This window comes from Caballeronia pedi (genome assembly GCF_001544915.2).
Classification (GTDB): domain Bacteria; phylum Pseudomonadota; class Gammaproteobacteria; order Burkholderiales; family Burkholderiaceae; genus Caballeronia; species Caballeronia pedi.
On the sequence record NZ_FCOE02000001.1, the window covers coordinates 193,610 to 205,711 of the forward strand.

A 12,102-nucleotide genomic window follows, 5' to 3' on the forward strand; every position below is an offset into this window, starting at 1 on the left:
ACCTCGATGGCGCCGGGGGCTTGCAGTAAATTGTACGGGAAAGCATGCCTGCGACGTGCTCCCGCTTCGACGATAAAAACGTCCCCCTGAAGGCGGCCGCGCCCGGTTCCGTTCGCGCGGCGCGCCTGAACGATACGAACTCATGCGCCGCTTCCCGAACGCAGAGCCGGGCCCGATGGCCCAGGGCCCGCGCAACGACTGGCAGACGATCCGCTCGCTGCTGCCTTATCTCACCACGTACAAATGGCGCGTCGCGTTCGCGCTCGCATGTCTGATCGGCGCGAAGGTCGCGAACCTCGGCGTGCCGATCGTGATGAAGCGCATCGTCGATAGCCTCGCTTCCGTGCAGCATCTCACCGCGCTCGGACGCGCGAGCGATTCGCCGGGCATCGTGCTGATCGGCGGCATCGGGCTGCTCGTGATCGCGTACGCGGGCGCGCGGCTTTCCACGTCGCTCTTCACCGAGTTGCGCGAACTGCTGTTCGCGAAGGTCACGGAAAGCGCCGTGCGGCAGCTCGCGCTGCAAGTGTTCCGCCATCTGCACTCGTTGTCGCTGCGCTTTCATCTGGAGCGGCAGACGGGCGGCATGTCGCGCGACATCGAACGCGGCACGCGCGGCATCCAGCAACTCGTTTCCTATTCGCTCTACAGCATTCTGCCGACGCTCGTCGAGGTCGGGCTCGTGCTCGCGTTCTTCGTGACGAAGTACGAGGCGTATTACGCGATCGTCACGCTCATCGCGCTCGTCACGTATATCGTGTTCACGGTGAAGGTGACGGAGTGGCGCACGCATTTCCGTCGCACGATGAACGATCTCGATTCGAGGGCGAACTCGCGCGCGATCGATTCGCTGCTCAACTACGAGACCGTGAAGTACTTCGGCAACGAAGAGTGGGAAACGCGCCGTTACGATGAGAACCTGCAACGCTATCGCGCGGCGGCGATCAAGTCGCAGCGCTCGCTGTCGATGCTCAATTTCGGTCAGCAGATGATCATCGGCACCGGGCTCGTCTTCATTCTGTGGCGCGCCACGCAGGGCGTGATGGCGGGGCGTCTCACGCTCGGCGATCTCGTGCTCATCAACACGTTCATGCTGCAGCTCTACATTCCGCTGAATTTTCTGGGCGTCGTGTATCGCGAACTCAAGCAGGCGCTCACCGATATGGACCGCATGTTCACGCTGCTCGGCGCGGGCCGCGAAGTGCCCGATGCGCCGAACGCGCAGCCGCTTGCCGTGCGCGGCGGCGAAGTGCGTTTCGATGACGTGAGCTTCTCGTACGAGAAAGCGCGGCCGATTCTGCATGGCGTCGATTTCACGATTCCCGCAGGCACGACGACGGCGGTGGTCGGACACAGCGGCTCGGGCAAGTCGACGCTCGGCCGGCTGCTGTTCCGCTTCTACGATCTCGATCGCGCGCAGGATGGCGGCATCCGCATCGACGGGCAGGATATTCGCGACGTCACGCAGGATTCGTTGCGCGCGGCGATCGGCATCGTGCCGCAGGACACGGTGCTCTTCAACGATTCGATCTACTACAACATCGCGTATGGGCGTCCTTCCGCGAGCCGCGAGGAAGTGATCGCGGCGGCGCGCGCGGCGCATATCCACGACTTCATCGAGGCGTTGCCGGCGGGTTACGACACGCCTGTCGGCGAGCGTGGGCTGAAGCTCTCGGGTGGCGAGAAGCAGCGCGTGGCGATCGCGCGCACGCTGCTCAAGAATCCGCCGATCCTGATCTTCGACGAGGCCACCTCGGCGCTCGATTCGAAGTCCGAGCGCGCGATCCAGCACGAACTCGACTCGATCGCGCGCGAGCGGACGACGCTCATCATCGCGCACCGCTTATCGACGGTCGTGCACGCGCAGCAGATCATCGTGATGGATCATGGGCGCATCGTGGAGCGGGGGACGCACGCGGAGTTGCTGCGCGCGGGTGGGATGTTCGCGCAGATGTGGGCGTTGCAGCAGCAACGGGCGGAAGAGGCGGCGGTGGATCAGCGGGATACCTCGACCATTCCCGAATAGGGCGACGACGCGAACGAGGCCGCCCGATCCTGGCATCACTCCATCGCGTGCGCGCCACCGATAGCAACACCTTCATGCGCCTGCGAGGAAGTCGACGACCACCGCAGCCACTGCCCGCGCAGCAGGAACAACGCGCCGAACGCGCAGGTCGCGAGCACGCCGAAGGTCGCGAAGCCCATCTGATAGCTGCCCGTGCTCTCCTTCGCAATGCCCATGATCACCGGCAGATAAAACCCGCCGATACCGCCCGCCGCGCCCACGATCCCCGACAGCAAACCCGTCTTGCCCTTCCACCGATGCGGCACGAGCTGGAAGGTCGAACCGTTGCCGAGACCGAACGCGACATACAGGCAGACGAGAATCGCGAGACCGCCCGTGACCGGCGGCATCCAGATCGCGAACGCGAAATCTCCGATGGCGATCGCCGCAAGCAGCACGAGCAGCGCGCGCACGCCGGTCACGCGATCGGCGACATAACCGCCGAACGGCCGCACGATCGCGCCGAGAAACGCGAGCAGCGACATGAACAGCCCCGCTTCGAGCTTGGGCATCTGATAAAGCGACGTCAGCAGCAACGTCACATACGACGACATGCCGACGAACCCGCCGAACGTGATGCTGTAGATCAGCATGATGACCCACGTGTCGCGCTCGGCGAGCACCGACCGATAGTGCCGCGGCAACACCGCAATGGCGATCAGCGCGCCGATCACCGGCAGGAGCAGCACGCCCGCCCTGCCGCCGCCGAACACGCCGCCGTTCACCGCGAGCACCAGCACGATCAGGCTGACCAGCGTCACCGCGAAGCTCGACAACGCGCGCATCGTGCTGCCGGATTTCTCGCCGGCATCGGATGCCCATGCGAACAGCGCGACCGCGGTGATCGCAAGCAGCGGCAGCGCGGCGGCGGTCGACATCTGCCAGCCGAAGGTATCGGCGAGATGGGGAAACAGGAAGCCGTCGAGCACCGCGCCGATGTTGCCCGCGGCGGCGAGACCCAGCACCAGCCCTTGCACCTTCGGCGGATAGTTGCTGCCGGCCATCGGCAGCGCGACGGCGAAGCTCGCACCGCCCATGCCGAGAAACACGCCGAGCACGAGCAGCAACGCATACGAGGGCACGCCGGGCATGAGCGGCAGCACGATCGACGGAATCGACGACAGCACGACGCCCATCAGCGCGACGCGTCTTCCATCGGTGGACTGATAGAGATTGCCGAGCGTCACGCGCAGGATGGCCGCGGCCAGCACCGGCACCGCGACGAGAAAGCCTTGCTGCGCGGCGGACATCGTCACGTCGCGGCCGATGAACGGCGCGAGCGGCCCGTACAACACCCAGACGGTGAAACCCGTATCGAAATAAAGGAAGCAGGCAAGCAGCGAGCGCCAGTTGCCGCTCTTGAGCGATGCGATCAGATTGGACATTGCGGGCTTTCCGAATTTGCGCGTGCTGCCGGATGAGCACGCGACGGCCCGGAAAACTGCAAGCATCATGCCAATGGAATGCACATTTAATCGATGCATCGCGTGGAACAAGCGTGGGCGCGGCGTTCAAGCGCATGCAAGCGGCGTTGCGGACCGGCATTCGCGCGTCGGGCGACGGCACCGCGCCCGTGCGCGACCGCATGCGAATGGTGCGCCGCGCCTTCGCGCGGTTCACGCGCCCGCTAGAATGCGCTTTTGCCGAACAGGCGCTGCTCGCGTACGAATCGCATGGAACTGAAATGGCTCGAAGACTTCGTTTCACTCGCGGAGACGCGCAGCTTCAGTCGCTCCGCTGAACTGAGACACATCACGCAGCCCGCCTTCTCGCGTCGCATTCAGGCGCTCGAAGCGTGGCTCGGGACGGAACTCATCGACCGCTCGGTGTATCCGACGCGACTCACGCAAGCCGGCAACGTCTTCTACGAGCAGGCGCTCGCGATGCTCTCGCAATTCCATGAAGCGCGCACGCTGCTGCGCGGGCAGGGCGGCGTGCCGTCGGCGACCATCGAATTCGCGGTGCCGCATACGCTTTCGCTCACCTACTTTCCGCGCTGGCTCGAACACATCGAGGCGCGGCTCGGGCGCATCCGCACGCGGCTGCGCGCGCTGAACGTGCACGATGCGGTGCTGTCGCTCGTCGAAGGCGGCTGCGATCTCGTGATGGGCTATCACCATCCGAGTCACCCGGTCGCGCTCGATCCCGCGCGCTACGACATGCTCACGCTCGGCGCCGAACCGCTCAGCCCGTTCTCCGCCGTCACCAAAGGCGGACGCGCGCGCTTTACGTTGCCGGCGAGCGCCGAATCGCCGGTGCCGTATCTGTCGTACACGCCTAATGCTTATCTTGGGCGCATGACCGAAGTCATCATCGCGACGGCGCCCGCGCGGCTCTATCTCGACAAGGTCTATGAAACCGACATGGCCGAAGGCCTGAAAGCGATGGCGCTCGCCGGCCACGGCGTCGCGTTCCTGCCGCACAGCGCAGTGGAGGATGCGGTGGAGGAAGGGCGGCTCATCCGCCTCGATCGCGGCACGCGCGGCACGCCCGCCGGCCAGTTCACGCTGACGATGGAAATCCGCCTGTATCGCGACAAGCTCGCAGCGCAAGGCGAGGAGCCGCGTCAGGCGCTGATGCGCGCGCTCTGGGATGCAGTTGGTGAAGAATTGTTGAAGGCGCAGTCGGAGAGGCCCGCCGCGTAAGGCTTCGCAACGTTATGCAGAATTTGCATGACGGGATAAGGAAACGGCATTGGATTTGGAAACGGGGTTTTTCGACAATGGGCGCATTCCTTCACCGCTGGAGCCTCAATGTCTGCCTCGAAGCAACCTGTGCAAGCGCCGGACGCAAAACACGCCATCCCGTCGTATCTCCACGCCGACGATCTCGGACCTTGGGGTAACTATCTGCAGCAGGTCGATCGCGTCGCGCCGTATCTCGGCTCTCTCTCCCGCTGGCTCGAAACCCTCAAGCGCCCGAAGCGCATTCTCATCGTCGACTGCCCGATCGAACTCGATAACGGCACCGTCGCGCACTTCGAAGGCTATCGCGTGCAGCACAACACGTCGCGCGGTCCCGGCAAGGGCGGCGTGCGTTACCACCAGGATGTGACGCTCTCCGAAGTGATGGCGCTGTCCGCGTGGATGTCGGTGAAGAACGCGGCGGTGAACGTGCCGTACGGCGGCGCGAAGGGCGGCATCCGCGTCGATCCGCGCACGCTGTCGCGCGGCGAACTCGAGCGCCTGACGCGCCGGTATACCAGCGAGATCGGCATCATCATCGGGCCGAACACGGATATTCCCGCGCCGGACGTGAATACCAACGAGCAGATCATGGCGTGGATGATGGACACCTACTCCATGAACCAGGGGCAGACGGCCACCGGCGTGGTGACCGGCAAACCGATTTCGCTCGGCGGCTCGCTCGGCCGCAAGGAAGCGACCGGCCGCGGCGTGTTCGTCGCGGGCACGGAAGCGGCGCGGCGTATCGGCATGGACATCGAAGGCGCGCGCATCGCGGTGCAGGGTTTCGGCAACGTCGGCGGCATCGCGGCCAAGCTGTTTCAGGAAGCGGGCGCGCGCGTGATCGCCGTGCAGGATCACACGGGCACGATTCACAATTCGAAGGGCATCGACACCGTCGCGCTGCTCGATCACGTCGCGAAGAACGGCGGCGTCGGCGGCTTCACGGGCGCTGACCCCGTGCAGGCGGAAGAGTTCTGGATGATCGAAAGCGAGATCCTGATTCCGGCCGCGCTCGAAAACCAGATCACCGAGAAGAACGCGCCGAAGATTCGCACGAAGATCGTCGTCGAAGGCGCGAACGGCCCGACCACGACGGCAGCCGACGACATCCTGAACGACAAGGGCATTCTCGTCATTCCGGACGTGATCGCCAACGCGGGTGGCGTGACCGTGTCGTACTTCGAATGGGTGCAGGACTTCTCCAGCTTCTTCTGGACCGAGGACGAGATCAATCAGCGGCTCGAGCGCGTGATGCGCGAGGCGTTCGCCGGCGTGTGGCAAGTCGCGAGCGAGCACAAGGTGTCGGTGCGTACGGCGGCGTTCATCGTTGCGTGCACGCGGATTCTGCAGGCGCGCGAAATGCGCGGTCTGTATCCCTGATCCGATGCGACGGCGCGTTCGTCGGAACGAGCTTAGGGCAAGTGGTCCGCGGGAGGCGGGCCACGTTCGCGCCCTTTGAAAAATGCGGGCGGCATTTCCCTGGGAATGCCGCCCGCATTTGCATGAAAAATACATTAAGATGCGCGGTCTTACGGCGTTGCGCCGGACCGTCTCGCAAATAAGACGGAGTGGGTTAACAATCATTCTTTCAGAATAATTACCCTGCTAAACTTGCCCCGTTTTTCGCCACAGGAGATCGAACACATGAAGGTTAAAAAGGCTGCGCTGCTCGTCGCCGCGCTCGGGTTTCTCGCCACGGGCGCTTACGCTCAGGACGCCGGCACGCTGAAGAAGATCAAGGACACGGGTGTGATCTCGCTGGGGCATCGCGAATCGTCCATTCCGTTTTCCTATTATGACGACAAGCAGAATGTCGTCGGCTACTCGCACGAGTTCTCGCTGAAGGTCGTCGAGGCCGTCAAGCAGAAGCTGGGCATGCAGGATCTGAAGGTCAAGCTCACGCCGATCACCTCGCAGAACCGCATTCCGCTCGTGCAGAACGGCACGGTGGATATCGAGTGCGGCTCGACCACGAACAACGCCGAGCGCCAGCAGCAGGTTTCCTTCTCGAACACGATCTTCGTGATCGGCACGCGCCTCATGACCAAGAAGGATTCGGGCGTGAAGGACTGGGCCGACCTGAAGGGCAAGACCGTCGTGACGACTGCCGGCACCACGTCCGAGCGCCTGCTTCGCAAGATGAATCAGGACAAGAACATGGGCATGAACATCATCAGCGCGAAGGACCACGGCGAGTCGTTCCTGACGCTGTCGACCGGCCGCGCCGTCGCGTTCATGATGGACGATGCGCTGCTCGCAGGCGAGCGCGCCAAGTCGAACAACCCGAATGATTTCGTGATCGTCGGCGCGCCGCAATCGCATGAAGCGTACGGCTGCATGATCCGCAAGAACGACCCCGAGTTCAAGAAGGTCGTCGACGACGCGATCGCCAAGGTCGAAACGTCGGGCGAAGCCGACAAGATCTACAAGAAGTGGTTCGAAAGCCCGATCCCGCCGAAGGGTCTCAACCTCAACTTCCCGGAAAGTGACGACATCAAGGCTCTCTACAAGAGCCCGAATGACAAGGCAATCGACTAACCGGTTCGAGTCTCGAACGAACGAAACGGAAGGAGCTTGCTTCTTCCGTTTCTTTTTGGAGTGAGTCCATGTCTTATCACTGGAACTGGGGCATCCTGCTGAGTCCGGTTTCGACCGGCGAGCCCACGACCTATCTCGGCTGGCTGATCTCCGGCTTCTGGGTGACGATCACCGTGTCGCTCGCGGCCTGGGTGATCGCGCTCGTGGTCGGCTCGTTGTTCGGCATCTTGCGCACGGTCCCGAATCGCACGCTGGCGGGCATCGGCACCGTCTACGTCGCGATCTTCCGCAATATTCCGCTGATCGTGCAGTTCTTCATCTGGTATCTCGTGATACCGGAATTGCTGCCGCCTTCCATCGGCAACTGGTTCAAGCAATTGCCGCCCTCGGCGCAGTTCTTCTCGTCGTCGATCATCTGTCTCGGGCTCTTCACCGGCGCGCGCGTGTGCGAACAGGTGCGCTCGGGCATCAACGCGCTGCCGCCCGGACAGCGCAACGCGGGCCTCGCGATGGGCTTCACGCAATGGCAGACGTATCGTTACGTGCTGATGCCGGTTGCGTACCGCATCATCGTGCCGCCGCTCACGTCGGAATTCCTCAACGTGTTCAAGAACTCGGCGGTGGCGTCGACCATCGGTCTGCTGGATCTGTCCGCGCAGGCGCGCCAGCTCGTCGACTACACGGCGCAGACGTATGAATCGTTCATCGCGGTGACGATCGCCTACATGCTCATCAATCTGGTCGTGATGCAGCTGATGCGCTGGGTCGAAGCGAGAACCCGGCTGCCTGGCTACATCGGAGGCAAGTAATGCATCAGTTCAACTGGAGTGACATTCTTGCGCAGTGGCCCACGCTGATGACGGGCGCGAAGATCACGTTGCAGATCACGGTGCTCGCCATCGTGGTCGGCATCGTGTGGGGCACCGTGCTCGCGCTGTTCCGTCTGTCGGGCGTCAAACCGCTGCAATGGTTCGCGAGCGCGTACGTCACGCTGTTCCGCTCGATTCCGCTCGTGATGGTGCTGCTGTGGTTCTTCCTGATCGTGCCGCAGTTGCTGCAGAACGTGCTCGGGCTGTCGGCGGACATCGACATCCGTCTTGCTTCGGCGATGGTCGCGTTCTCGCTGTTCGAGGCCGCGTACTATTCGGAAATCATTCGCGCCGGCATTCAGGCGGTGCCGCGCGGGCAGGTGAACGCGGCGTTCGCGCTCGGCATGACCTACGGTCAGGCGATGAAGCTCGTCGTGTTGCCGCAGGCGTTCCGCGCGATGGTGCCGCTGCTGCTTACGCAGGCCATCGTCCTGTTTCAGGATACGTCGCTCGTCTACGTCATCAGTCTCGCGGACTTCTTCCGCACGGCGACGAACATCGGGGACCGCGACGGTACGACCGTCGAAATGGTCCTGTTCGCCGGTGCGTGTTATTTCGTGATCTGCGTGGTGGCGTCGGCGCTCGTCAAAAGTCTTCAGAAAAAGGTCGCAAGATGATCTCTATCAAGAATGTTTCCAAGTGGTACGGGCAGTTCCAGGTGCTGACGGACTGCACGACCGAAGTGAAGAAGGGCGAGGTCGTCGTGGTGTGCGGCCCGTCGGGCTCGGGCAAGTCGACGCTCATCAAGACCGTGAACGGCCTGGAGCCGTTCCAGAAGGGCGAGATCACGATCAACGGGCAATCGCTCACCGACAAGAAGACCAATCTGTCGAAGCTGCGCTCGAAGGTCGGCATGGTGTTTCAGCACTTCGAGCTGTTTCCGCATCTGACGATCACGCAGAACCTGACGCTCGCGCAGGTGAAGGTGCTCGGCCGCTCGAACGACGAAGCGGCGCAGAAGGGCATGAAGCTGCTCGATCGCGTCGGGCTGCGCGCGCATGCGGACAAGTTTCCGGGTCAGCTTTCGGGCGGTCAGCAGCAGCGCGTGGCGATCGCGCGCGCGCTGTCGATGGACCCGATCGCGATGCTCTTCGATGAACCGACCTCCGCGCTCGACCCCGAGATGATCAACGAAGTGCTCGACGTGATGGTCGAACTCGCGCAGGAAGGCATGACCATGATGTGCGTGACGCACGAAATGGGCTTCGCTAAGAAGGTGGCGAACCGCGTGATCTTCATGGATCGCGGGCTGATCGTGGAGGATGATCAGAAGGAAGCGTTCTTTGCGAATCCGAAATCGGATCGCGCGAAGGACTTTCTGGCGAAGATCCTGCACTGATCGCCAGCGCACTTGCGCAATGAAAAACGCGGCGCTTCCGGGAGGAAGCGCCGCGTTTTTTTACATGTGACTCACGTGTTGTCGACGATGACCGCATCCGGCGCGCTGCGCTTCACCGATTCGATGCCGTTCTCGCGCGCCGATGTGCTGCTGTAACCCTCGCTCACGCCGATCACTTCGTGGTTTCCGGCCTTGAGCGTGAACATCGGCTGGCCGGCCTTGTTTTCCTTGCGAACGTAGCGTTCGTCGAGCGGCGCGTTCTTGCGCACCGATTCGATGCCGTTTTCAGCCGAGCCTTTCGCCTTGTACATCTCGCTCGTCAGAATGCGCTCGCCGTTGCCCGCGTGCAGGTTGAAATAGAACTCGCCGTTCTTCGCCTTGTCGATCACGAATTTCCCAGTCATGGCCCTTCCTCCCTCGGTGGATGAAGCAACGCACGCTTACTCGATGCCCAATTCGCTTTCCATCGCCGCCGTCGTCCGAATCTCGCCGATCTTCAGCGCCGATCCGACGCACGCCTTGGCAAGCGGTTCCGCCGCCTTCTTCGCGATTTCCTCCGGCACCGGAATATTCACCGTGCGCGAGAGATCGCCTTTCTGGAACATCGCGAGATCGCCGGGTGCGAAGCGCGTCCAGGTTTCGTTGTCGGTGAGCGGCGACGTGGCGATCACGGCGACGCGATCTTCCGGCGTCGTGTACTTGGCGAAATCGATCGACATGTCCGCATCGATCAGATGCGCCGTCGAGAACGGCCAGCTGCGCACCAGATAGTACAAATGCGTCGAGCAGTGCGAGAACAGCGCCTGCCCGTTCGACATCAGGAAATTGAAGACGCCGTATTGCGTGATGTCGCCGGTGAGTTCGGCGAGTGCCTCGAAGAGTTCGTCGAGCGGCGGCTGCGAGCAGGGAAACGCGCGGCGCAAGCCTTGCAGCAGCGCGCAGAACGCGAGTTCGCTGTCGGTGGTGCCGACCGGCTGATAGACGCCGGAGAGTTCGGGCGCGTAGTCTTTCAGATCGCCGTTGTGCGCGAAGATCCAGTGGCGGCCCCACAGTTCGCGCATGAACGGATGACAGTTCTCGAGCAGGATATGCCCCTGCGTTGCCTTGCGAATATGCGCGATCGTGTTCTTCGACTTGATCGGATAGCGCTTCACCATGTCCGCGAGCGGCGAGCTGGCCGACGACTGATGATCGATGAAAAGCCGGCAGGCCTTGTCCTCGAAGAACGCGATGCCCCAGCCGTCCGCGTGATGATCCGTGACGCCGCCGCGTGCCGCGAAGCCGGTGAACGAGAACGTCACATCGGTGGGTTCGGCGCAATTCATTCCGAGAAGTTGGCACATGATGCGGGAGCTGGCGGCTTGTGGCCTGTTGTTACAATACGTCCGACAAGCATATCACCGAGGTCGGGCCGAAAAAATCGCGCAACCGCTCATAACCGTGCGCGTTGTGGAATTTCCACGGCGATTTTTCCCTGGCTTCGCGTGGACCTGCGCCATTCCAACGTTCCCCGTCATCACGCCATGTCCGCTACCTCTTCCTCGCCCAATTCGCTCACGATCGCGCGCCCCGACGACTGGCATCTGCACGTGCGCGACGGCGCGACGCTCGCGGCCGTCCTGCCCCACACCGCGCGCCAGTTCGGCCGCGCGATCATCATGCCGAACCTGAAGCCGCCCGTGACGACGACGGAGCTGGCCGCGGCGTACCGCGAACGCATTCTGGCGGCGCTGCCGAAAGACGGCGCGGCCGCGCGCTTCGAGCCGCTGATGACGCTCTATCTCACCGACAACACGCCGCCCGACGAAATCCGCCGCGCGAAAGCGAGCGGCTTCGTGCACGGCGTGAAGCTGTACCCGGCGGGCGCCACGACCAATTCCGACGCGGGCGTGACCGACCTCGGCAAGTGCGCGAAAACGCTCGAAGCGATGCAGGAAACCGGCATGCCGCTGCTGGTGCACGGAGAAGTGACGGACGGCGACATCGACGTGTTCGATCGCGAAAAAGTGTTCATCGACCGCGTGATGACGCCGCTGCGCCGCGATTTTCCGGCGCTGAAGGTCGTGTTCGAGCACATCACGACCAAGGACGCGGCGGATTACGTGCGCGAAGCGCAAGGGCCAATCGGGGCAACGATCACCGCGCATCATCTGCTCTATAACCGCAACATCATGCTGGTCGGCGGCATGCGGCCGCATTATTACTGCCTGCCGGTGCTCAAGCGCGAGACGCATCGCGTGGCGCTCGTCGAAGCAGCGACGTCCGGCAATCCGCGCTATTTCCTCGGCACGGACAGCGCGCCGCATCCGAAGGGCCTGAAGGAGCATGCGTGCGGCTGCGCGGGATGCTACACGGCGCTGCACGCGCTCGAACTCTACGCTGAAACCTTCGACAAGGCCGGCGCGCTCGACAAGTTCGAAGGCTTCGCGAGCTTCCATGGCGCGGACTTCTACGGTCTGCCGCGCAGCGGGGAACGGGTGACGCTGGAACGCGCATCCTGGACGCTGCCCGCCGAATTCACCGCCGGCGATTCGACGATCGTGCCGCTGCGCGGCGGCGAGTCGATCGGCTGGCGCTTCGCGGACGCGCATTAAGCCAGTCGCA

The 12,102-nt window shown here is 63.1% G+C and carries 11 protein-coding genes; 8 read left to right on the forward strand and 3 right to left on the reverse strand.

Translation table 11 applies throughout. From position 1 onward, the window contains the following. Positions 1–142: 142 nt before the first annotated feature. Positions 143–2,026 (forward strand): ABCB family ABC transporter ATP-binding protein/permease, encoded by a 1,884-nt coding sequence (locus AWB80_RS00945; protein ID WP_061172769.1) that lies wholly within the window; start codon positions 143–145, stop codon positions 2,024–2,026. A 35-nt stretch (positions 2,027–2,061) separates the two neighbouring features. Here AWB80_RS00945 and AWB80_RS00950 read toward each other — a convergent pair whose 3' ends face one another. After that, positions 2,062–3,450 carry an MFS transporter gene (locus AWB80_RS00950; protein ID WP_061173074.1) on the reverse strand — a complete coding sequence of 463 codons (1,389 nt, stop codon included), beginning with the start codon at positions 3,448–3,450 and terminating at the stop codon, positions 2,062–2,064. Positions 3,451–3,738: 288 nt separating this feature from the next. Here AWB80_RS00950 and AWB80_RS00955 point away from each other — a divergent pair, with 288 nt between their 5' ends. The 6 genes from AWB80_RS00955 to AWB80_RS00980 all read left to right on the forward strand — a co-directional run bounded on the left by AWB80_RS00955 (position 3,739) and on the right by AWB80_RS00980 (position 9,498). Beyond that, complete coding sequence (locus AWB80_RS00955; RefSeq protein WP_061172770.1) at positions 3,739–4,710, forward strand: LysR family transcriptional regulator; 972 nt, start codon at positions 3,739–3,741, stop codon at positions 4,708–4,710. Between the two features lie 108 nt (positions 4,711–4,818). Further along, positions 4,819–6,132, forward strand: a complete 1,314-nt coding sequence (locus AWB80_RS00960; protein ID WP_061172771.1) for a Glu/Leu/Phe/Val family dehydrogenase — start codon at positions 4,819–4,821, stop codon at positions 6,130–6,132. 264 nt (positions 6,133–6,396) lie between these two features. Beyond that, positions 6,397–7,290 (forward strand): glutamate/aspartate ABC transporter substrate-binding protein, encoded by an 894-nt coding sequence (locus AWB80_RS00965; RefSeq protein WP_061172772.1) that lies wholly within the window; start codon positions 6,397–6,399, stop codon positions 7,288–7,290. 68 nt (positions 7,291–7,358) lie between these two features. Then, entirely contained in the window at positions 7,359–8,099 is a 741-nt protein-coding gene (locus AWB80_RS00970; RefSeq protein ID WP_061172773.1) for an amino acid ABC transporter permease, read from the forward strand. Beyond that, a complete protein-coding gene (gene gltK, locus AWB80_RS00975; RefSeq protein ID WP_061172774.1) occupies positions 8,099–8,776 on the forward strand; it encodes a glutamate/aspartate ABC transporter permease GltK in 678 nt (225 codons plus the stop codon). Before AWB80_RS00970 ends, gltK begins: the two co-directional genes overlap by 1 nt. After that, entirely contained in the window at positions 8,773–9,498 is a 726-nt protein-coding gene (locus AWB80_RS00980; protein WP_014190399.1) for an amino acid ABC transporter ATP-binding protein, read from the forward strand. The genes gltK and AWB80_RS00980 overlap by 4 nt, the downstream gene beginning before the upstream one ends. 71 nt (positions 9,499–9,569) lie before the next feature. On the opposite strand, the gene AWB80_RS00985 is transcribed toward AWB80_RS00980, so the two are convergent. Then, positions 9,570–9,902, reverse strand: coding sequence for a YegP family protein (locus tag AWB80_RS00985; RefSeq protein ID WP_061172775.1), 333 nt, complete (start codon positions 9,900–9,902; stop codon positions 9,570–9,572). 36 nt (positions 9,903–9,938) lie between these two features. After that, on the reverse strand, positions 9,939–10,841 hold the full coding sequence (locus AWB80_RS00990; protein ID WP_087130877.1) for a class II glutamine amidotransferase: 903 nt from the start codon (positions 10,839–10,841) through the stop codon (positions 9,939–9,941). A 180-nt stretch (positions 10,842–11,021) separates the two neighbouring features. Here AWB80_RS00990 and pyrC point away from each other — a divergent pair, with 180 nt between their 5' ends. Continuing rightward, a complete protein-coding gene (pyrC, locus tag AWB80_RS00995) occupies positions 11,022–12,092 on the forward strand; it encodes a dihydroorotase (protein ID WP_061172777.1) in 1,071 nt (356 codons plus the stop codon). Positions 12,093–12,102 lie beyond the last annotated feature (10 nt).